The organism is Candidatus Diapherotrites archaeon, assembly GCA_030688545.1.
Taxonomy (GTDB): domain Archaea; phylum Iainarchaeota; class Iainarchaeia; order Iainarchaeales; family VGJJ01; genus VGJJ01.
This window is the reverse complement of sequence record JAUYHT010000008.1, coordinates 95,374-117,054: the sequence shown is the minus strand read 5'-3', so window position 1 is coordinate 117,054 and position 21,681 is coordinate 95,374. Positions and strand designations below refer to the sequence as shown.

The window sequence follows — 21,681 nt, the reverse complement described above, 5'->3', positions numbered from 1 at the left end:
ACATCTCATTAGCATGATTAGCACGGGTGGTTTGATTCATTTTTTAACCTTAATTTGGAAAAGACCTAATTATGGACTCTTTGAAGGAAATTTATGCTGGTTTTGATGCCTCGGGAAATCGTGAGATCGAATATGATAATTACTCTAATCGATATCTCGCTCTTGTCACGATCACAACCCGGGATTTCAAAGCCGCTGAAAAAATTTGTGATTGGCTTGAAACAAGCTGGCCAGGAAAAAAAGGAGTAAATTTACATAGCTCATGGGAAGAAATTGTGGATCGGCTTGCCAAGACTGATTTTCAATTCTTTATTCTGTATGTTGACAAAGAAATTTTTCGTGGAAAAATTGATAAGAAAAACTATGACAGGATTCCCTTTTGGCGAATCACTTTCAAAGACGATGGAACATCAGCATATACCACAATGAATGATATCTATGCTAAACATGAATGGTTAGTGGTTGAGGTTCTAAAAATCCAGGGATTCAAAGGTGAAACCGTCATGCGATGGGACAAAGACTTGAAAGGATATGGTTGGGAAACATCAAAGCAAAAAGTACGAGAGCATGCAGAAAATTGGTTAGGGTCTTGCGATTTGCAAGATGGTGATTGGGATTATCCGCTTATTCGAATAGCGGATATTGTTGCCAACTTCACACATTGGCAATTGAAAGAAAATATTAAAGAAAAGGGAGAACCTGCAGTTATCAATCGATTGAGGAAAAACGTTAGAAAAATGGAACTCAGTGTCACAGAAGATTTTACAATGGTTTGTGAAGACGGGGTATCAAAGGAGTAAGACAAATAGAAATTTTCCATTTTGTTTTTTCTTAAAAAGAACGAGCAAATCACCAAGGTCATGATTTTTGATGTTCCGTTTCGGAAAAGGATTCTTCTTTTCCGTATTTTTTATGTTTTTGTTCACATTTCCGAAAAAATAGGGTTCTTTGGCGAAGAGAGAGTATGCATGTTCCTCACAGCTTTTCTTATGAGGAACAGAGCTGAGAAATCAATGATTAACAATTTCAAGAACTCTCACTAATTGGTTTGCACACATTATCATAGATATCATACTCATATTCCCGATTGGTAAACTTTAATTCAATCTGGAATAACTTCTCTTTCTTGGCAGAATACTGTGCGTTTATTTGAATGTTGATCGCGGCTTCTTTTTGTTCCTTTACAGGCCATTGAAATGGAGGATCGGGTGTATGCTCCATGTTCAAATTTATTCGTCGCATAGGATAATAGTGAAGGGAAACAAGTGCTGATTCGTTCGGTTGGAGGTTATCAATTCTGATCTGGTCGAAATTTTGTTTGCATGGAATTTTCCTAGTTGAAACAGGGAAAGTATTCTGTTCAATTTCGACATAGTCAAATTCGCTGTCGCACAAGCCCAAGATATTTGCATCCAAAATTTTTTCGGGAGGGATTTCATTGAATTCGTAGGTTGCATTCTTATCTCCCAGTTTTCCCGCGTCTGTGAAAATCAAGTTTTCATTTTGATCGTAGAAATAGGTCCTTGAAGTCAATGCGGGATTGAAAAAATACGCATAATCGCTATTTTCGGAAGCTCCGACCAAGGTTAATTCAGTAAATTTTGAAAATGAAGGAGAAAAACTGAATGGTCGCGGAACCCAATATTGGTCACCATTATCCGATTCATCATAGGAAAGAATTATTTCGCCTGAATTCACGTCACTTTCATTTGAAATGAGAAATGTAAGGAGCGGTGCGGAGAGCGTTTGCACATAGTCGCGTGAATCTTCAACCACTGACATGATAATGTCATTGCGCTTAGATGTTGTTTCATCTAATGAATGAATACTCACTACGGGTCGTCCAAAATTGGCACCTGGAACTGCTTCTTCGCCAAATGCACAACGTCTTACCTCATAGGATATAGTGTTGGAATTCACTTGTCGAATTGCTGGAAAGAGTCGGAAAACATCAGTCTCAACTATCCCAGCAATTTTTAGATTCGGAGTAACTTCGGGGATGTCAATAGGGTTAATCTCCTGCTGTTGATTTTCAGGGGCACTTATGCACGCGCTCAGCCCGATAATAGCCAAAAGCCAAAAGGTTCCAAAAAGGGCGATTCGGGGCATACTTTACCATAAAGTAGGAACAAAACCCCCATTAAAATACTTACTGCCAGCGTAAGTAACACTATTTAATGTGCGTAAAAGCTATTTGAGGTAAAATACCTACGATTTCGGTAGGTATGGATACAACGATTCTCGAAAGGAAATATATCGTAAAAGTGCTTTTATCGCTCTATAAGAGCAAGGGCTTGCGGTTCAAGGACCTCAAAAAGACGGTAGACCGGGAAGCCACATTGTCGAGTCGTATCAAGGAGCTCGAAGAACTGAATTTGATTGAGTCGACCGTGATTCGTGAAAAAAGAAGAAAGTTCTTCGCCTATAGTCTGACTTCTAAGGGTCAGAGTTTGGGAAAACTGCTTCATGAAATTGAAGCGCTTTAGGTCCATGTTGTCTTCATAATTTTGAAATTTTTGGAAAAAATGTTTTTCAGGCAATGCAGAAATCATTGTCTTTTGATTTGAATTGTGAAAAAAGAGCTGTTTTTGCGGGAAAACAAGAGATATTTTTGCCTGCATGAATGTTCCAGAAAATAAAAAACACACAACTTTATTTTTTCTGGCTAAATTATGTGTTATTGTTGAGTGGTTTTAATCATTTCTTCAATAAGTATTGGAGTGGCCAAGCACGAGCCTTTTGCTTTGATTTCTGCTTTTGTTTCTTGGGAAAGATTTTTGTCTGCCTCATGTCCTTCCATGGAAATTTCTTCGATTGAACGCCCTTCTTCTTTTGCAATCGCGAGTAATAGACAAAACATTCTGATTTGTGCTAATCGTCTTTTGGCATTGGGAGTTCCGTCACGATGCCAAGAACTAACGGCTTCGATAGCTTTAGTTTGTAAAACGTCATCGTTTCGGAATCGTTCATACAGTTCGGGGTTAACTCCAACTAAGGGGGTTCCAAGGAATAATATTTGGAGGGAAACACTATCTTGAAATTCTTTCATCGTGGTGTAACATCGCGACACTATTTTTCCTTCATTATACTCCGCAATTCGATGTCTGCCTAATTGGATCGCTACCCAATGCTCAGGCGAGAATCGATACCAGGGGAGGAAGTGATTTCGTTGAATAAGCTGATATAGCACCTGATCGGGTTCTCCATGTGTTTTAAAAACGGCTTTCGTTTCCATGTCACGGTTCCTCCGTGTCTTTTTGTATAGTCTTTTCTATTATCTTTGATGATGGGGTGGGCGTATTTTTCTCTTCTTTTTGAGTGGATTTTGAAGCTATTGAGGCAGATACACGCGATTTCACGCGTGTCGCACTCTCCGCTAAGCCCTCAGATACAGTTAGTATAGTGGATTCGACAAATTGGGTCTCGGAGACTCCTAAGATCTTTGACCATTTCTTGATGGCTTGATCGGTTTCGGGAGATATCCGCCAAGCGCGGTGAACTCGAATAGGTTTTTTCAATCAAATCAGCTCCCGAGGAACAATCTCCTCTGAATTGGGTTCAGGGTCTGTTTCATGGGTAATGGGTGAACGTTGTGCTGGTTGCGCCACTTGTGCCGCTTGTGCCAGGTGGATAGAGCTTGGCACGACTGGCACGTTTGGCACAGCAGGCACGAGACTCTGGGCCTCAGTATCAAAATAATCCTTATTCTTTTCAATCCAATATTCCGGCAAGTATTTCAGAAATATTCGTTCAAAAAGTGGTTCATCCCAAACGATGTGGCGAATGGTTTTACGTTTTCCGCCTTCTTCTTCATGTCCTTGAACCGTCTTTACTCCCAAACTCTTTAGTCGAACACCGATAAAATTAGGGGTTAATGGTTTGTTTGATTTTTCACTTAAGCATTTAGCGATTAGTTGGGGTTGAATTTTTTCCTGCTGTTCTTTTGGTGCTTCTTTGTAGTCGAAAAGAAATTGGGCTATTTGTCCTTCGATGCTCGTGGATAACTCTTCTTTAATTTTTAGTTGGTGTTTTTTGGCGAAGTCTAAAAATTGTGTGAAGATTTCTTCATTATTATGAAACAAGATGGCAAAGCTTGCGAGCCCTTGTCTTATTCGAGAGTCTAGTTGTTTGGGTAAGCGAATTTTTTCAATCGCATTTGGGTCAACTTTTTGTAAATTTCGTAATCGAAACATCAATAATTTATTTCGTAGAACTTTTTGTTCTTCAAAGAACTTTTGTGGGAGTTGGATTGGAATATCCTCTCTTGTTGTGTCGCACATTAATTCTGTAATGCATCGACTCTCAGTCGCTTTGTCTTGAAATTCAAATCGCCTTGAGAAAACTTTTGGTCCAAAAACATTAAATGACTCAATTTCATTTGGATCTTCTTTGTCTGAGCGGAGGATGGAATTTTTCTTTTCGTAGCCGAGATTGATTATTTTTGTTAGCATTTGGGTTGTGTCGCTTTTTTCTTTGTCAATTTCTTCTGCGACCAAAGTTCCTCCAAAAGTTCCTATCAAACGAAAGATTGGACTATCGGTTGTTGCTCCATTCGCATGAATAGGTAAGTAACATAGATCTCCAATGGTATCTAGATATCGACTTTTCCCTGTCGAAAAGTCTCCTCGGGCCGATAAATAAGGGATAGTGGTTAGCGCTTCGTATACCCACGAAAGCAAAATATATTGCGTCGCGAACATCTCATGTTCAGATGAAATATCCAAATATCGGTGGATAAAGCTCTTGATTTCATGGACTAGTTCGGAGTCGCTTCCATATTCGACTGGTATTTCAGGGAAAATCACTACTGTTGCATCTTTTTTCATTATTTTTTTCTTAAAAATTGGAACAAATCGTATATTTTTGTCCTCATCATCAACAAATGCAGTAATGTTGGGCGATCCACTCTCTGTTAGAAATGCAAAGGAGACATTATTGTTTTCGTCGCAAATAGTCTCGTAGTGAACTCCTTCCACCGTTATTTTGACGACTTCTTCTTCGCGCGATCCTGAAAAATAAAAATCTCCGCGTCTACATTTACAAACTGTTGGTTGGGTCGTTTCATAAAACTTTTCATTGCATTGTTTGCAAGTCCATTCTCCGCGAATGCGCAAAGACTTTTCTTTTCTATTCATGGATTCGCCTTCTTAGAGAATTCTAAAAGTGCTTTTCCAACATCTTCAGCATGTTTCGGGCAGAAAATTTCGAATCCGAGTCCGATGAATGGAGGTTTTTCTTGATTACAAAACGTACAAACAGGATGTGGATTCATTCAAGTACCCCTGTTTCAAAAATAAAGTAGCGCTTGCCATCTTCTGAAACTGCGATGCTTCCATGAAAAAGTCGATTTTGAGAATAAAGAAGCTGGAAAAGCTTCTTCGCGCCATACAACTTAGCCGTGCGTTGCGTACAATAGCGCGCGCGAATTGGGAAAGTCGTTTCCGAAAAGATTAAAGTGAGCTTTTGCTGCTTATCCATATCCAAAACCTAATTTTTCCATTCCCTAGTCGGAGTGGATTTTTCATTTTTCGATGAGTTTGAGCTCCCACGAACGGAACTTTTCAGCCCCTCCTTCCTTGGCCAACCTGACGATCCTCAAAATCGTCTGATTTTGACTCATTTTTGGGCCTCCAATCCCCGATTCAACAAGTGGAGAATCAGGGCGTTTCGGGTGGTAAAGCTCTTCTTTTGTTCCTGGAGCCGTGAATCTAAGGCTTCAGGAACCGTTATTTGAAAGGTCTTCACCGTTCTCACCTCCACGTAGAAAAACTGTTGATTTTCTACGGAGATTTATAGGGGTTAAGCCACTAATGAACATAGATGATGTCCAAAGACGGAAATAAAGTAGGGGAAAAATCCAAACCTACTACCAAGTGGGTTACCTGCCTGAAAACTCCGCGAATCAGTCGCGTGCTATACCTGCTCGAACTGTTCCCAGACGGACTTTTCCAACGAGATATATTCGAGTTGTTAGACGCCAAAAAAGACACTGGTATACAACTGGCGCTTAAAGAGTTGGAAGGAACAAACCTTATTCAAAATGAGATAAGAATTGGGAAAAATATTCACGTTAATGTAGATGGAAAAGGATTTCAGGGAATTAGAATTGGTTCGGACGCAAAAAGAAAAAAATATTTCATCACAGAAAGCCCTATTGAAACGTTCTTCAACAACATTCTCATTACTCTTGGCCCTTTACAAGAGATTGAGATTGAAAAAATAAAACAGTTAATGATGGAAACGTGGAACAACCGATTAAGACAAGTCGAATTCAGTAGAAAATATTTTATTACGCACCTCAAGCGGCAAGAACGACACGCCGCCAAAGGAATGCGCATTCTTGCTAAGAAAATGAAGAAAAAGAACAACCACGAAGAGGCCGCCTATTTTCAAGAGCAAGTCGAAGGAATTAACCAACTGAAACAAATGGAAATAAAAGCTAAGGAAAGAATGCAAAAAACAGAAATGGAAAGACTGAGACGAAGAGACTACGACTTCAATTATGTAAACTACATCTCAACCGAATTACAAAACATACTGCTCAACACCCTCCTGTCTGCATATTCCGACATCCAAAATAGAAGAGAAGCCAACTTCGACGAAAAAACCATCCAAACAATCAATAACATACTCCACGTAATATACAGTGAGAAAAGAGACCAAATAATGCTCGAAAGAGTTCTCCACAGATTGAACCACTTTGATCAGGAAATCAAAATAAAAGAATCCAAAGACCTCTTGGAGAATTCAGACTTTGGGAATAATTAGGTAGCAAGGGTGAAAAGGTGCTCCGGGGTTGTCTTTTAATGGCGGGTAAAGAAAGTGCAAATGGTGTATCCCTTTCCCTTTTCAACGGAGGGAAGGGCATATGCCTATGCAATCAGGCAAAAAAACAGCAGCGCTTGCACTCTGAGTTTATTCGAATATTTCTTTTTTCAAAATAATTTTGTTTGTCAGTCCATACTTGTGCTTTTCGAGGATTCCCTTGGCCTCCAATCGGTTGATCACGCGATGCACCTGGACACGGCTCAATCCTGTTTCTGCTGTTATTCGAGATTGTGTGGATTCCATGTTGGATTTCTTCAAGGCTTCCAACACTTGGAGTTCTTCTGGAAGCAACAAGTGATTTGCCGTTTCCTCTCTGATTTTCTTAATTTCCTTTTCTCTCATCAAATTCCAAATAGCTAGCCCTGCAAGAATAGAGAGAACCCCACCTAATATGAAAAGCAAAATAGGGGGCGATGTGAGAATTGAAAAAGGATCGAGGGGAAGGCGCTCGACAAATGCGCGATTAAAATCCGGGGGTAAAAAGCGATTGGCATCAGCAGGTCCACGATCAAAGATACTACGCTGGAATAGACTCGGATCGGCGATTTGGCTTCTCCAGAAAGTAGAATATCCCACAATCAGCGCCATAATAAGGGTGAATCCTCCGTAGAAGAAACAGAGAATCATTAGTGCAAGGTATCTTTTTTTGGTTTTATAAATCGTTTCAGCTTGTTTCATGTTTCACCCTATTTCAATTGAAGAGATTACTCGTTACATCTCGTTACAGGTCAATCTATTAATGGTTGCACTCCCATATAAAGTATGGCGATTAAACGATTTTCTACGGATATCCCTATTTTGGAGATTAAAGATGCCTGGAAAATCTACCAGATGGACCAGGTGCAGGTTCCAGCCGTAAAAGGAATCAGTCTTACGATCCGAAAAGGAGAATTTGTAGCTATTATGGGAGCATCCGGCTCTGGAAAGTCCACCGTATTGAATATGGTAGGGGCATTGGATATTCCGACAAAAGGTGAAATCCTCCTGGAAGGAACGTCCATTTCCGCTCTTTCCGAATCGGAAGTCTCACGCATTCGGGGGAAAGCCATTGGTTTCGTATTCCAGACTTTCAATCTTTATCCTACCCTTAATGTTTTTGAGAATGTTGCTTTGCCCATGCGCATTCATGAGTTTGAGAAAAATGAAATCAATACGACCGTTACCAAGCTTCTGGATCAAGTCGGCCTATCCCATCGAATTCAACACTATCCTTCCCAGCTTTCTGGAGGAGAACGCCAGCGCGTGGCAGTAGCGCGCGCCTTGTCGGCCGATCCATCCATGATTTTGGCAGATGAGCCCACCGGAAATTTGGATTCGAAAACGAGTTATGAGATCATGGATATTTTCGAGGACCTTCATGCCAAGCAAGGAAAAACCATCGTGTTGGTTACGCATGAATCGGATATTGCCAAGTATGCGGATCGTGTCATTGAATTGAAAGATGGTCAAATTCATTATGATGGAAAAAATAGGACAGGGAGATGAAACAAATGAATGATGCAGATGGAAAAACAACGACACGCCAATGGAGTAGGAATCCTGTGTTCTATTTTATTTTAGGATTATTTTTGTTGAGTGCAGGATCCTCCGTCCATGCGCAACTTGGAGATTTTCCGGGCGAGTTTGCTTTCCTGGCCGAAATTCAAAAGACCAACTTTCTTCCAAGCACTATCCACGCAGGAGACACCGTCAGTCTTGCAGTGGACATCCATAACAAAGGGTCCAGTATTACCATTCAAGATTTGAATGCCTTTTTGGATGTGGGAGATCAATTTGAACCAGTAAGTCTAACAGATGTCGAATCCGCTATTGCACCTGGTGCAACCAAAACACTCATTTTTTCATTTCGCGTCAAAGAAGATACCATACCTGGGCATTATCCCGTAATCCTTTCCCTTTCCTATTTGCGAAATGGACTTCCCGTAACCGAACTGCATGAAATCATTGTTCCCGTTACCGGCGTGCAGAAAAATATTGACGTTGTCTTGGAACCGCGCGTCGTGAATCCTGGAAACCAAACGAATGTTATCTTTACTTTAACTAACGTAAGTGGGTCTCCCATCTCAAATATTTCTTTTTCATGGGCTGAAGAAAGCTCACTGATTTTACCCGTTGGATCGGACAACAAACGATACATTTCCATTATCCAGCCGGGAGAAAAAGTCAATATCCAGTACACGGTAGCAGCCGATCCTAACATTGCCACAGGAATTTACCCTTTGACGATTGATTTATCCTTCATTGATAGCAATGGAACACAGGAACAAAGCTCGGAAATAGGAGTCATTGTAGGAGGCACTACTGATTTTGAAGTGAGTGCCGAAATGACGGCGACACAATTATCCGTGAGCATTGCCAATATTGGTTCCAACAATGCAGGGGCAGTCGTAGCCAAACTTTTAACTCCTCTTGGAAGTTCAAGCGGAGGAAGCAATGTCTCGATCCTGGGTAATCTCAATAAAGGGGATTTCACGATTGCGACGTTTCCCTTAGCCAGCAAAAGCACTCCATCATCTTCTCCGAATAGCGTTACTTCATCCGGAAGTGTTTCGCGCAGCCCCACTCCAACAAGTGAATTGATCCCACGCACGCTGGAGATGGAGATATCCTACACGGATACCACGGGAGAACGACAAAGCGTACAAAAAACAATTTCGTTACCTGCAACCTCGGTTGGAAATGGGTCGAATACTACTCCCGTCCCTACCGGCGCATCCCCTTTGATTGCATGGGGGTTATTGATTCTTCTCGTGGGAGGGGGAATTGGTTACAATCAATGGCGTGCCAAAAAGGATTGGAAAGCGCTTGCCGTGCGAATAATAGGAGTGATAATCTTATTTCTGGTAGCCATTTTCCTACTCGGTCGAAATGAACTTGCAGTCCTGGGGGCAGCTGTTGTATCGGCTGGTTTGTTTATCCATTTCTTTCAATCAGGGGAACTTGAAAAAGGTCGTACATCATCCGATTCGCGAAAACCGGAACGGAGGTAAGGTATGAAAGTTGCGGATTCCTTTGCGCTCTCGCTAAACAGTATTGTCCATCGTCGGCTTCGATCCTGGCTTACCTTGTTGGGAATCATTATTGGAGTGGCGGCAGTAGTGGCAATCATCTCCATCGGAGAAGGGGCGCAAGCGAGTGTAACCCAACAACTTTCCAGTTTTGGAGCCGATATTATTACGGTTACTCCGGGCTTCAGCCGTGCACAAGGATTTGGTGGTGGTTTTCGGGGAGGAGGCGGGGGAGTCAGTATGACAACTACTGCTTCCACGGACGAGGCGCCCACGCTTACCAAGAAAGATGCCATCATTATTGACACTCATCCCTATGTTACGGCTGTCACTGAAATCGTTTCTGGACGAGCCGAAATTATTTTTCTGGGTGAAACGACTAATGTGAGTCTTCAGGGTGTTAATCCTGTCACGTGGACTCAGACGTCCAATCTAACTTTGTCCGCTGGCCGTTTTCTTACGCCGAGTGATTCTGTCGGGGTAGTGATTGGAACGAACGTTGCTACTACTGTGTTCAAGCAACCCATTACATTGGGGAGGACTATCACGTTAGAAGGAAAGCCCTTCACGGTGGTGGGAATTCTTTCGCCGTCCGGAAGTGGATTTGGACAGGGCGATTCAACTGTTTATACCACCTTGAATGGAGCATGGAATGTATTGTCGGATGATGTTAATCGCGATACGTATACGAGCATTCAAGCAAAAGTTTCGGACTCCGAACAGGTTGATCAAACGGTAAATGACCTTACTGCCTCCTTACAAATATCTCGAAGAGTGACGGAACGAAATCAAGATTTTACGGTTACCTCTTCGCAAGCACTTCAGGAGCAAGTAAGTGCTATCACTGGAACACTCACCCTATTCCTAGGCGCCATTGCCGCCATCTCATTGATCGTGGGAGCGTTGGGTGTGGCCAATAGTATGTTTACTTCCGTCCTGGAAAAAACGAAAGAAATTGGGATCCTAAAAGCATTGGGTTCGACCAACAATGAAATACTAACTCTTTTTGTAATGGAATCGGGATTATTTGGATTAGTAGGGGGAATTATTGGAGTCATTTTAGGCACACTCGCTTCGGTGGGCGTATCGAGTACCGGCCTCTTATCAGTACCGGGGGGACAGGGATCCACTATATTTGTTTCACCCGAATTAATTATTATTGCAATCACTCTATCAACGATCATCGGAATCATTGCAGGTCTCGTTCCCGCAATGAATGCATCACGGTTAAGACCCATTGAAGCGCTGCGATACGAATAAGGAAATATTATTTTTTCGTATCAATATGCAACCACAACTATCTTACCTACCCACTTATTGTCTTTTGCACTTTTTAGCATGAAGTCCGCGACGTCTGCTCGCGAGATGTTATCCGTTTGCTTGATATTTAGTGTTTCTCCTGCACGATACGTACCGGTTTTTGGTCCGTCTGTTAGAGCTAATGGTCGAACGATTGTCCAGTCTAATCCGCTTTTCCTAACAATGGTCTCTTGTCTAATTTTGTCGTCAATCATGGGTCTGACTGATGCTATCTTATCATCGGTCATACCAAATCCTTTCAGAAAAGCCATCCCTTCAGGTGATCCAGACAGAGGGCACGAACTCTCTACAATCAACCTTTTTACATCGTTTTTTTTCATCGCGTTTATGATATTCTCCGTTCCTTTTGCCAGAATCATCTCATTCGCATCAGGGGTCGGACCGAGAGCAGAAATAACCAAATCACTCCCTTCAACCGCTTGCTCTACTGCTTTCGAATCTACAACGTTACCTTCAACCAATGAAAGTTTGTCATCTTGAATAGTCATCTTCGCGGGATTTCAGACAAAGGCTTTTACTTCATGGCCCATTTCGAGCGCCTGCCGAACAATGTTCATTCCTGTTTTCCCTGTTGCGCCAAATAATGCAATTCTCATGCTACCACCTCGCAAATATCGGGCATCTAATATTTTTAATGCCGATGTCTCAGGGCACTGAATATGCTAATTTAGTTTCTGTTCCCCTGTGAGAATCTTCAAAATGTTTATCCGCATTTGATAAAAGCGTCCGGCCATGGCCGCGCCAATAAAGGCAAATCCCAATGCGCTCAAAAGAAGACCCTCAACCCATTGACTAAGAATCCATTCCCGACTTGCCTCTATCCCAATATAAACCACCAATACGACAATTCCTATTGCGTCCATCTGCCCCACGACTTTTCCCTTTTCTTTGTTCCAGCTTAATTTGGTCATGCGACTGCTAAACAGTCCCACCCCAAATCCAATGATAAGTATGGGGATGAAAAAAACAAGTTCGGAAACACCCAAGTAAATATCATACACAACAATGCCAGCCATAACCACTATAATCAACAAAAAAAGACGCAGTCGTAACAAAACCCTTGAATCTAAGTGTTGTCTCACTACATGTCGAAGCGGAGGAGCATTAACCATACTATCTATAGTTCACAAACCTGTTTTAATCTCGATTCTAAAAGGCCTTATTTTTCAACAGGTCCGGCTCTGTTGAATATTTTTATTCAATAGTTTTTATCCATTCGTCGTGAAATTCCTTGGCTTCTCTTGGAGATGGCTCACTTTTGCCAAATCGTTTCATCCAAGCAGTTAGAAGACTCATGCTTTCTTGGAGTTCCTGAACTTTGTCTTTTAGCTCGTGGTATTCTCGGTTCTTTTCGACAAGGCCCTTGTCGGTTAGAGCATTGGAACATCTCACGCAGCTATCTGCACTCAAATCGTTTTCTTTTGAGCAAATGAGGCAAACTCTGGCGGATAAAATGGAAGGCTTTGCTTCTCTTGGTTTTCCTCCTAATTCAATTCGTAAAACTTCATTGTGAGCGTCCACATCGACAAGATGGCCATAGGTTTGGAGCATATCTAAGCTTGACCATCCCATCACTTTTTGGATAATAGCGGGGGAATATCCTTTGAGAAGCATGTCAACGACACGTGAATGCCTGAACACGTGCAAATTTCCGCGCTTGATGATGCCAGCTCGACGAAGCGTGTTGTGAATTTCTTTTCCCAATGGAAAATATCCGTAACGTTGACCCTTATTTTTGTTTGAAACGATCACAAAGAGCCACGAATCGGGGGAAGGATCTGGATGTTGGCTTAACCAATCACGAATGTATCGTGCACCTGTCGCTGATTTTACGATTCGAGAGCCCGTCTTTCCTTGGACTGAAAGGTTGACCGTATTTTCTTCGAAGGTAACGCTCTTTTTTCTCAAATTCAATAATTCGGAGGCACGTAATCCTTCCCATAAGCAGGCGAGTGCACATTTAATCATGGTGTGCGAAGCATTCTCATAGAGTTTTGCCATTTCTGGTTCGGTGATAATGTCTTCTCGTTTAATCAATTTGGGTGCCTTGCTTGGATCTTCTCCCGAATCATTCTTTTTTCGTTTGAACTTAAGCCATGAGATGCAGTGTGGAGTGGAATCGCCTCCATTCATGTGTCGAAGGAGCTGTTTGAGTGCACGAAGATGAAAGTTTTCGGTTGTTCGGTTCCATTGTGTTTGTCTTCGTACTTTGTTGGCGAGTTGCAGGACAATTTCTTTTCCTTTTTCATGCGAGAGCATGTTTTGGAATGTCCTTTCAGGTAAGTCCCCTGAAAACCCGTCAGTCTCTTCTAGCAGGAGACTGATTTTGGATAGGAGCCGTAAGAGTGTCCATCGTCGAGCAACCCCTGTTTGGTCGGATGCTTCTTGAAACAAGTATAGATCATATAGAACTTTCTTGTTGATCAAATTGATCTGAAAGGGTTCTATCTGTTTGGATACGCCTTCTCTCTTTGGAATAGGTCTTGGGAATTTGTCGGGAAAGAGTTGATAGAGGACTCTGTGATATTTTTCGTGGTATCCGTGTATGCTATTGTCGGTTGGTTTTGGGGGCATTCATATCATCTGCGTGCGGTTGCTCCCTAAAAAGACTTTTAGCGCACGTTGACTTTACGATTTAGCGACCCCGGAGGGATTTGAACCCCCGACCTTCGGGTCCGAAGCCCGACACTCTATCCAGACTAAGCTACGGGGCCAGCCGTTTCCTTTCAGTATCCAGAAGGAGAAGGGGTATTAAACCAACCCCGCCCCCAAGTGGAGGCCCAGGGGCTGAGTTCCGTTTTTAAACGTTGGGGAGGGCATGAGTTCTATGAAGATCTGTTCGTCCTGCAACACCCAGGTGATGGGGAATTATATCGAATTCCGGTGCCCCGTGCATGAAAAGGAAAAGATTGTTCGCTGTCAGCGGTGTCGGGAAACCGTGCGTTCTTTCGCCTGCAAAGAGGGCGAATTCGTGGGTCCGTAGGGAGATTTCCATATGGGTAAGACGTTTGTCATTTACAAGGTGAATCCTAAGGATTTGGAACAATTAGAGGTCACGGAGAAGGAATTGAAGGCCGTGGCCAATGGGGATTTCAAGGACGTTCAACGGGTGGAAGTGGGCTTTGGAATCATCGTGTTGAAAGTCGGGTACCTGATTCCCGAGAAGCAGGATGGGGCCTTGGAAGCCCTCACTAAAGAAATCGAATCCCTTCCCTCGGTGGAGAACGCTGAAGTGGAAGGCATGACCCTGGTTTAACTGGTCGGTAGTTTCCCCTGCATTCCTTTTCTATTTATAGATGGGATTAATCCTCGTTTGAGACTATGGTAGAAGGCAACGATGGGTGGCTTCAATAAGCGGTATCTCCCGCGGTTTATCTGTTCGATTACTCCTAGATTGATGAGTCGGCTGATATATACTGGTTGAATTCCTACTTTTGTCATCTCATTACTTTTGAAAATGTCCTTATCTAAATCAACTATTCGCAGAAAACAATTTATGTCATGATCTGAAGCTTTTTGAAGTTCGTGATTCAACCACGGGCTTCCTAGTTTCAATGCGGCATCGATTTTTTCGATCACGCGCTTTCGGGTGATAATCCCGCTATCCAAATGGCTCGCACTGGCAATGCATTGGACAAGATAAGGGTAACCGCGAGATAATTCTTGTACCTCGTGGATGGCTTCAACGTCCCATTTTGTGGTGGTTCCAAGCACTGGTTTTTCAAGTGCCTCCTTTGTTTCTTCTAGAATGAATTCGCTTAGATTGAAAGCAGCGCCGGAAAAGGCTCTCGCGATAGGGGAATAATCGTCCACTAATTTATTTTCGAATTCAATCCCTCCAGAGATAAGCAATAAAACCGGAGTGTTCTTCTGATCTTCTATGATCGTTTTCAATTCTCCTAATGCTTCATGCGATAGCTGATCGGCATCGTCAATTGCGATGAGAATAAAAGGGACATTCTTGATGTCGCGGATTAGCGCGCGCCACTGGTGAAAGGGACTTTTCTGTTTGAATTCCTTTGTAATTGCAAACTCGATGTCATAGGCTTTTATCGATTTTAGTTTCTTTGCGGCATCCTTTGTCCTGTCGATGAGATTTTTTCTATAATCAATTTTTTCGATGAGTTCTTCGGTTAGAATCTGATATAGCTCCGTGTCCGAAATCGTTTTTCCAAGGCGACGGTATATAGTGATGGCTTCATTATTAGTTTGTTTATCGGTTAGGTTCATTATTTTATGGACGAGCGATGTTTTCCCAACTCCCCGGTGACCATACACCATGATTCCTCCCGATTGGCGTTGCATCAATGCTTTTTCGATGCGTTGGATGGCCATTTCAAGGATGTGCTTGCGTCCACCAAAATAATCGGGTTTGGCTGGGTTTTGTGGGTCGTAAGGGTTGGTCATATACAATCATTAATTAAAATTGTTTAATGATAATATAAGATTCATTGGCCTTTTAAAGCTATTTTTGGGAAAACGCCATAGGTTCCGGTACCTATTAATCCTGAAGGGCCGTAGTGCTAATGCATGATTGATTCCATTACCTTAGAGAACTGGCGCACCCACAAGGAGTCTACATTAAAGTTTAGGAAGGGCACCAATGTCCTGGTGGGAGTCATCGGGTCGGGGAAGACCAGTGTGACGGATGGGTTGTGTTATGGGTTGTTCGGCACATTTCCTGCCTTAAAATCCAATCGCCTGAATGGGGAGGATGTGCTGATGCGTAAGCCTGTTCCCATGGACGAGGCGCGGGTGGAAGTCTGTTTTTCGGTTAATGGAAAAGCCTACAAGGTGGAGCGTCTCCTTAAGCGCACGGGCTCGAATGAGGCGAGGTTGTGGGCCAATGAGACTTTGATCGCGGGTCCCAAGCCCACGCAAGTCACTGAGCGTATCGAGAAGGAGTTGGATGTTTCGTATGAATTGTTTACCCGCGCGGTGTATTCGGAGCAGAACCAACTGGACTATTTCCTCAAGATGAACCCGGGGGATAGGAAGAGGAAGTTCGATGAGCTGTTGGACCTCCAGAAATATGAAACGGTGAGGATGAATGCCCATGCGGTGGTATCTCATTTCAGGAAGGGCATGGAGGGTCATCAGCGTTCCCTGGAGCAGTTTTCCAGAATGCTGGAGGAGGTGGATGTGAATGCGCTGCGTCTCAAGATCAGCGCGCACCAGTCCTCCATGCGGGAATGGGAGGAAAAGGAATCAGGTTTCAGGGAGAAAGTGGCGAGTGAGGAAAAACGGGTAAAGGAATTGGAAATAAAATGGGAGCGGACGCAAGCCTTGAATCACATCCTCCAAAAGAAGCGAGCGCGTCAGGAGATGCTACGCGAGCAGGTGGCCGCGTTCGAGTCCGCGTATCCCCAGTGGGCGGGGAAGGCATTGCCATTGTTGCTGGAGTCGAAAGAAGGTTTATCCAAACAAGCCACCGCGGCCTTGGCCGCCCAAGAATTGTATCGGCAGCGCGAACAGGTTATGGTGAAGGCCGCGCAGAAGGTCGATTTTCTGCAGAATAGGATTAGAGAGGCACATTCATTTTTGAGTGGGAAAACATTTTCCGAATGGCGGGGGGAGCATACCCAAATTATGGGACAGAGGCATGATCTGGAGATGCGCCAGCAACATGCTCAACAAGCCCTCCAGAATGCCCATTCAAAGATCAAGGTGCTCCAGGAGCGGATGCATTTCCTGGAGGACGAAGAGAAAGGTTTAGCAGCTCTTCATGCCCAATGCCCTACGTGCAAGCGGGAAATGGAGGAGGGGCACAAGAAACAGCTATTGGCGGACATCGTGGGAAGGCGGGCGGGACTGGCGCAGGAACTGGAGGCGAGTGAGAAAGAGCAGGAACACCTTCGGAAGGACATGTCGGGGGTGGATGCCGTGATGAAGGGTTTGCAATCCCATGTGGGGCGGTTGGATATTCTTCTCAGCAAAGAAGCCGATCTGATCAAAACGGAAGAAGAAATGGGGCGGGCCACTATTGAATGGGAAGCCGCTCAGAAGCAAGTGGAGGCAATGGGTCCCCCCATTTCAAATGAGGCATTGGAGGGATGGCGGACGCAGGTCCTGGAGTTAGAGAAAGCCGTGCAAAATCATACATCCGTGGTCGAGTTGGGAAAATTGGGTGTGGAGATGGATGACCTAAAGAAACAGGCGGAAGCTATCGCCGTGGAACAGGATGAGGTGGTGGAGGCGCATAAAGCATTATCCATAATCCAGAATGAATGGGGGAACGCCCGAAAGGAAAAGGATTGGATTTTCAGGATGGTGGAAGAGTTAGAAGGGCGTGTGAGGGATGCGGAAAAGGTGATGGGCGAACAGGAAAAAGTGAGGGTTCGTATCGCCCGCGCGGGGGAAATCACGGAACAGTTGGGGATTTTCTCTCATGCGTTGCAGGTGACGCAGGAACAGTTGCGTACGTCCGTGGTGGAGGCCATTAATGCGGCTTTGGATGAGATGTGGCCCTCAGTGTACCCCTATCAGGATTTCCGTACCGCGCGATTGAAGATCGAGGACAGTGATTATGTGCTCATGCTCCAGGAGCGGTCGGGGAATTGGGTGGCGGCAGAATCCGCTTTGTCGGGGGGCGAGCGGAGCGCGGCCGCGCTGGCATTACGCATGGCCTTGGCTTTCGTGCTCACGCGGCAATTGAGTTGGGTTATTTTAGACGAGCCCACGCACAATCTGGATTCTAAATCCGTGAACATGCTGGCCATGATGCTGCGGGAGCGACTCCCATTACTGGTGGATCAGGTATTTGTCATCACCCATGCTCCGGAAATAGAGAAGGCGGCGACCGGATCTTTGTATGTGTTGCAGAGGGAGAAGGATGAGGATGGGATTACCATCCCCCTGCTCAAACCATTAGGGGGCGGGACCCCCGTTCACTGAGCGGGGGGTGTTGGCTCTTCGGTCTTGGGTTGGGCTTTGGCTTCGCGTTTGATGCGGGCATCTTCTTTTTGTTGGGCGGCCTTGGCCTCTTTTTTCTTGGTGCGGGTGACGAAACCTGTCATCACATTGCGCGTCCATTTGGAGATGGGGAGTTTCAGTTCATTGAGGAATGTCTTGTTGTGTTCGAATACAACCCCTACGTTCTCTGGAAATTCTTTCATGACTAAATGGGCGCGGCTCTTGATCCCTTTTGGAACGGCTTTTCCCATATCAGATCACCTCAATCCTAATCTGCTGGCCATTGGGGAGCATACGTACCACGGATAGGGGAATGGTTTTCTCGTCAAACTCCATTTTGGCCAGGTCATAGGGGGAGGTGATCTTTTTGGTGTCGAGCAGGGTGGGGGCACCGAAAGCGAGTTGGAGGGCGCGCGCCCCGATGAGGCGCGTTTTTTCAAACCGGGTGAGTGTGGGGATGGTTTTGCCTTCCATATACGAGAAGACCCCGGAGAAACGTATTTAAATAACCCCTTTCGTGCGATCAGGGAAGGGATTGGGAGAGGAGGCGAGCCATGGTGGCATCCCTCCAGGGGGTGGGTCCTTGTACCAGGTGCCAGGCGAGGCCCCCATAAAGATTTTGGATGATAGTGGAAGCGGCATGGTGGAATTGGACAGTGGGGTTGGTTTGGGAATACTGGGTGAAGGCCAATTGGTATTGTTGGAGGTAGGGCTGGAGGAGCATGGTTTCCTGCGTCTGGTGGGAACTGAGGCGCTCATCCAATGCGTTCTTCAACCGGGCGAGAAGAAAAGGAGTGCGGTGGCAATGCCACGCGGCATTCTCGGGCAAATGAATGGTGATTAATCCTTGGTGGTGGGCCGCGAGAGCATCGGTGAGGGGAATAAGGATTTTTTCCTCCCGGTGCAAGGGACCAATGGGGAGGATGCGTAATCCCCATTCCCGGGCATGAGAAATGCGTCGAGTGGAATGATCATGAGTAGTATCATAGGCAGTGCTCATTGCTTCCTGGTGGGTGTGGATGTACACCCCATCCTGGGTGGCGATAGCCTCCACGAGCGTCCCGGGATGCACGTGCGATTCGATGGCCATTTGGGGGCGGCAGCAGGCGCATTGTCCTTCCCCTTCGAGGGGCGTTTGAAATACGCGTCTCTTGGCCAATTCCCTTTCGCCCATGCTCCAAGTGGAAGTGGTGAGTCGTTGTCCGGGAGTGATAGGTTGGGCATGCGTGTGGGTGAAGAAATGATTTTCGAGGAGAGTGTTCAACCGCTCTTCGGGAGAGGGGGGCACGGCCGTATAGGGGATGAACAATTCATGCGAGAGGGCGAGGCGTTCCATAATGTCTTTCCACACATGCGGGTTGTGCGTGCGAAGCGCATTCAGGGTGGGGTGCAGGCTGTCCGTCATCTCGTCCAGGCGGGTGTCCCCAAATAGGTGAGGAAGGGGGTTGCCGTGGTCATCGAATCCTTGGAAATAACGCCATCCCTGAAGCAGTAGGAATTGGCGCTCGGGTTCGAGGAGGGAGGGATAATAGGCGGTGTGCTGGAACACCGCGTGCGCGATGCGCTTGAGGTCCTCAAAATGAGTGGCCGTCACCTGGAGGGAATGAGGGTGAGTAATGGTTTGATATTTGGGAAGGTCGAGCTGGGGAAGGAGCTCATCGAATGTATTTTGAAGGTGGTGCGGGAGGAAGAGGCTGGGGAAGAAAGGATAGAATTTGGATAGGCGCTTCTGGGGGGAAGCGAAGATGACCTCCACTCCTTTTTTCTCGGAGCGGGTGGACACTGATACCAGACTATACGTAGGGGGAGTCATTCTCAAGGTCCTGGGTGGCGGCTTATATAGTCGCTACGGAAGGGTGAACCGCCATTGGTTCCGTGGAGCGAGTTACAGGTTTTTGTGAATTCAGGAGTATCTACTTCAATTCCTCCTCTGTTGCGACATAAAAGAAAAATACTATTTTGGACAAAAAAGAAATTATGTTATGTATATTGATGCTACATAATAAGAAATTTCGTTTGGGAATTCCCCCTCTCCTTCACAATAAATCTTCCGTCTCTTTCCTATTTTTTTCTAACCCTTTTTCAAAAGCAATCCCCGCTTGCTCCAGCGTCCCTTCATGCCGCGAGGGCTGGGATTCCCTATTCCTTACTTTGAAGAAAGTGGGGGCGTTCACCGCTTCCCCAATCAAAAGGGCTTCCCCCACGCGTAAAGATGATAGCATTCCCATGCTCTGCGAGGTCAACCCCTCCGCACTCTCCCCAATATGTTTCAAGTCGTAAGGATTAGTGATGCGCAGGAGTAATTGCGTATTGCATTGCGATAGCGTCGTCGTATCCAATTGAATGGGTCGTTGGGATATAAGGCACAAACTCACCCCAAACTTCCTTCCCTCCCGGGCGATCGTGCGCATAATACTCTTAGTAATACTCTCCTCCCGCTTGACTTGGTTGGGGATGAAATTATGCGCTTCCTCCAATACAATAAGGGTGGGGGGGATATTTTTGTTTCTCCTCTCATTAAACAGCCGGGACGCCAGATAATGCACAATCACCTGCTTCTTCCTCTGGTGGATGACATCACTCAAATCTACAATAGTCAATATCCCCGGCTGCACCAAATCAAGCAAAGATGGGTTATCCGCTTTCCCGAATAGGTCCAGGCTCTCCAACTCATGCATCCACCCGATTAATGCTTGAATCGTGCTTTCCTTTCCCTCTTTCTCTTGCAGTTCCCCTAACAGCTCCTCCTTGATAGATTGCAAATCATAGGGCCCATGCCCCTCTACCATTTTTTGACGCAAGTGCCCAAGGATTTTCATCAACTCCCGCTTCTGCGCGGGGGAAGCATGGGGCAGCAGCGCGAAGAACATCCCCGCGCTAATCTTTGGCACTCCAATCCGCAGGTCCCGTGCCCGGATAATTTTGGTCTTCCCCGAGAAATCAGTATATTTTTTTTCCGTTACCGGCTGGGCAAAATTAGTGTATTCCCCGTGCACATCGAACACCACCGTGGCCATCCGCCCATGCTCTTTCTTCCGTTTAAGCAATTCCTCAAGCAGGCAAGCCACCGACCACGATTTTCCTGCGCCGGAAACTGCCAAAATGGCTACGTGTTTCTGGAACATTTTGGATAGGTTCAGCCTCACTTTCACCGGATGGAATTCCATTTCCCCCAATTCCAACCCGGCCTCCATATCCAGGGCCAAGAACCGCGTGATACTAGTGGGGTGGGCGATGAACACCTTGCTTCCCGGGGAAGGGGGATAGGTCATGCGCTTGATCCTATTTTCAGCCGTGAACAATCCTAATGGGTTGGTCTGCGCCAGAGTATATTCCCAATCATGCACCGGAAATTGTTCAAAAAGCTTGGCTCCCTGGGCCTCGAATTCCTTCACTGCATCGGCCCGCTCGAAATACTTATTGGTCTTCAGCACATTTTCCACCAACCCGATGATGGTGCCCTCTCCATATGGGATTTCCACATATTGCCCCCGATGCACCTTCCCCTTGGTCACCACAAAATCCACCCGCGTGGGGGAAGGGCTTTCGGGCGTGGACACTACCGTCCCCACTTCAATTGTCTCGTCAACCATGCTAGAGAAACCCCGCTTCC

General features: G+C 45.2%; 24 protein-coding genes and 1 tRNA gene. 8 read left to right on the top strand and 17 right to left on the bottom strand.

Going from position 1 to position 21,681, the window contains the following annotated elements; all coding sequences use genetic code 11:
- The first annotated feature begins 71 nt into the window (after positions 1–71).
- A complete protein-coding gene (locus tag Q8P05_06090) occupies positions 72–800 on the top strand; it encodes a hypothetical protein (GenBank protein MDP2667041.1) in 729 nt (242 codons plus the stop codon).
- Positions 801–1,026: 226 nt separating this feature from the next.
- Here Q8P05_06090 and Q8P05_06085 read toward each other — a convergent pair whose 3' ends face one another.
- The 6 genes from Q8P05_06085 to Q8P05_06060 all read right to left on the bottom strand — a co-directional run bounded on the left by Q8P05_06085 (position 1,027) and on the right by Q8P05_06060 (position 5,745).
- Positions 1,027–2,109, bottom strand: a complete 1,083-nt coding sequence (locus Q8P05_06085; GenBank protein MDP2667040.1) for a hypothetical protein — start codon at positions 2,107–2,109, stop codon at positions 1,027–1,029.
- Between the two features lie 161 nt (positions 2,110–2,270).
- Entirely contained in the window at positions 2,271–2,621 is a 351-nt protein-coding gene (locus Q8P05_06080; GenBank protein ID MDP2667039.1) for a hypothetical protein, read from the bottom strand.
- Positions 2,622–2,677: 56 nt separating this feature from the next.
- On the bottom strand, positions 2,678–3,235 hold the full coding sequence (locus Q8P05_06075; GenBank protein ID MDP2667038.1) for a hypothetical protein: 558 nt from the start codon (positions 3,233–3,235) through the stop codon (positions 2,678–2,680).
- A 283-nt stretch (positions 3,236–3,518) separates the two neighbouring features.
- The gene (locus Q8P05_06070) at positions 3,519–5,135 is read right to left on the bottom strand and encodes a hypothetical protein (GenBank protein MDP2667037.1); all 1,617 of its coding nucleotides are present in this window, start codon (positions 5,133–5,135) and stop codon (positions 3,519–3,521) included.
- 133 nt (positions 5,136–5,268) lie between these two features.
- On the bottom strand, positions 5,269–5,478 hold the full coding sequence (locus Q8P05_06065; protein ID MDP2667036.1) for a hypothetical protein: 210 nt from the start codon (positions 5,476–5,478) through the stop codon (positions 5,269–5,271).
- A 138-nt stretch (positions 5,479–5,616) separates the two neighbouring features.
- The gene (locus Q8P05_06060) at positions 5,617–5,745 is read right to left on the bottom strand and encodes a hypothetical protein (protein ID MDP2667035.1); all 129 of its coding nucleotides are present in this window, start codon (positions 5,743–5,745) and stop codon (positions 5,617–5,619) included.
- A gap of 75 nt (positions 5,746–5,820) precedes the next feature.
- Here Q8P05_06060 and Q8P05_06055 point away from each other — a divergent pair, with 75 nt between their 5' ends.
- Positions 5,821–6,768 carry a hypothetical protein gene (locus Q8P05_06055; GenBank protein ID MDP2667034.1) on the top strand — a complete coding sequence of 316 codons (948 nt, stop codon included), beginning with the start codon at positions 5,821–5,823 and terminating at the stop codon, positions 6,766–6,768.
- 147 nt (positions 6,769–6,915) lie between these two features.
- Here the strand turns inward: Q8P05_06055 and Q8P05_06050 are convergent, their stop codons facing one another.
- Positions 6,916–7,506: a MarR family transcriptional regulator gene (locus tag Q8P05_06050; protein ID MDP2667033.1), complete on the bottom strand. Its 591-nt coding sequence runs from the start codon at positions 7,504–7,506 to the stop codon at positions 6,916–6,918.
- Between the two features lie 84 nt (positions 7,507–7,590).
- On the opposite strand from Q8P05_06050, the gene Q8P05_06045 reads away from it, so the two are divergent.
- From Q8P05_06045 to Q8P05_06035, 3 genes are read left to right on the top strand one after another with little or no spacing between them, the layout of a single operon-like run.
- Complete coding sequence (locus tag Q8P05_06045) at positions 7,591–8,313, top strand: ABC transporter ATP-binding protein (GenBank protein ID MDP2667032.1); 723 nt, start codon at positions 7,591–7,593, stop codon at positions 8,311–8,313.
- Between the two features lie 5 nt (positions 8,314–8,318).
- Positions 8,319–9,818, top strand: coding sequence for a hypothetical protein (locus Q8P05_06040; protein ID MDP2667031.1), 1,500 nt, complete (start codon positions 8,319–8,321; stop codon positions 9,816–9,818).
- 3 nt (positions 9,819–9,821) lie between these two features.
- Entirely contained in the window at positions 9,822–11,096 is a 1,275-nt protein-coding gene (locus Q8P05_06035; protein ID MDP2667030.1) for an ABC transporter permease, read from the top strand.
- Positions 11,097–11,116: 20 nt separating this feature from the next.
- Here Q8P05_06035 and Q8P05_06030 read toward each other — a convergent pair whose 3' ends face one another.
- The 5 genes from Q8P05_06030 to Q8P05_06010 form a co-directional block, all read right to left on the bottom strand.
- Complete coding sequence (locus Q8P05_06030; GenBank protein MDP2667029.1) at positions 11,117–11,644, bottom strand: NAD(P)H-binding protein; 528 nt, start codon at positions 11,642–11,644, stop codon at positions 11,117–11,119.
- A gap of 12 nt (positions 11,645–11,656) precedes the next feature.
- A complete protein-coding gene (locus Q8P05_06025) occupies positions 11,657–11,752 on the bottom strand; it encodes an NmrA family NAD(P)-binding protein (protein ID MDP2667028.1) in 96 nt (31 codons plus the stop codon).
- A gap of 66 nt (positions 11,753–11,818) precedes the next feature.
- Positions 11,819–12,172 (bottom strand): hypothetical protein, encoded by a 354-nt coding sequence (locus Q8P05_06020; protein MDP2667027.1) that lies wholly within the window; start codon positions 12,170–12,172, stop codon positions 11,819–11,821.
- A 178-nt stretch (positions 12,173–12,350) separates the two neighbouring features.
- The gene (locus Q8P05_06015) at positions 12,351–13,730 is read right to left on the bottom strand and encodes a site-specific integrase (GenBank protein MDP2667026.1); all 1,380 of its coding nucleotides are present in this window, start codon (positions 13,728–13,730) and stop codon (positions 12,351–12,353) included.
- Between the two features lie 65 nt (positions 13,731–13,795).
- Positions 13,796–13,870 (bottom strand) — tRNA-Arg (locus Q8P05_06010).
- A 104-nt stretch (positions 13,871–13,974) separates the two neighbouring features.
- Between Q8P05_06010 and Q8P05_06005 the strand changes: the two genes are divergently transcribed.
- Together Q8P05_06005 and Q8P05_06000 are read left to right on the top strand one after the other, a co-directional pair.
- The gene (locus tag Q8P05_06005; GenBank protein MDP2667025.1) at positions 13,975–14,139 is read left to right on the top strand and encodes an RNA-binding protein; all 165 of its coding nucleotides are present in this window, start codon (positions 13,975–13,977) and stop codon (positions 14,137–14,139) included.
- Positions 14,140–14,151: 12 nt separating this feature from the next.
- Positions 14,152–14,412 (top strand): hypothetical protein, encoded by a 261-nt coding sequence (locus Q8P05_06000; GenBank protein MDP2667024.1) that lies wholly within the window; start codon positions 14,152–14,154, stop codon positions 14,410–14,412.
- Here Q8P05_06000 and Q8P05_05995 read toward each other — a convergent pair.
- A complete protein-coding gene (locus tag Q8P05_05995; protein MDP2667023.1) occupies positions 14,409–15,563 on the bottom strand; it encodes an ATP-binding protein in 1,155 nt (384 codons plus the stop codon). The two genes, Q8P05_06000 and Q8P05_05995, sit on opposite strands and share 4 nt — an antisense overlap.
- A 123-nt stretch (positions 15,564–15,686) precedes the next feature.
- Between Q8P05_05995 and Q8P05_05990 the strand changes: the two genes are divergently transcribed.
- Entirely contained in the window at positions 15,687–18,050 is a 2,364-nt protein-coding gene (locus Q8P05_05990; protein MDP2667022.1) for an SMC family ATPase, read from the top strand.
- On the opposite strand, the gene Q8P05_05985 is transcribed toward Q8P05_05990, so the two are convergent.
- From Q8P05_05985 to Q8P05_05970, 4 genes are all read right to left on the bottom strand, one after another.
- Positions 18,044–18,319 carry a hypothetical protein gene (locus tag Q8P05_05985; protein MDP2667021.1) on the bottom strand — a complete coding sequence of 92 codons (276 nt, stop codon included), beginning with the start codon at positions 18,317–18,319 and terminating at the stop codon, positions 18,044–18,046. The genes Q8P05_05990 and Q8P05_05985 overlap by 7 nt on opposite strands.
- 1 nt (position 18,320) lies before the next feature.
- Positions 18,321–18,542, bottom strand: a complete 222-nt coding sequence (locus Q8P05_05980) for a DNA-directed RNA polymerase subunit K (GenBank protein MDP2667020.1) — start codon at positions 18,540–18,542, stop codon at positions 18,321–18,323.
- A gap of 49 nt (positions 18,543–18,591) precedes the next feature.
- Positions 18,592–19,881, bottom strand: a complete 1,290-nt coding sequence (locus Q8P05_05975) for a hypothetical protein (GenBank protein MDP2667019.1) — start codon at positions 19,879–19,881, stop codon at positions 18,592–18,594.
- Positions 19,882–20,104: 223 nt separating this feature from the next.
- Positions 20,105–21,661, bottom strand: coding sequence for a DUF87 domain-containing protein (locus tag Q8P05_05970; GenBank protein MDP2667018.1), 1,557 nt, complete (start codon positions 21,659–21,661; stop codon positions 20,105–20,107).
- Positions 21,662–21,681: the final 20 nt, after the last annotated feature.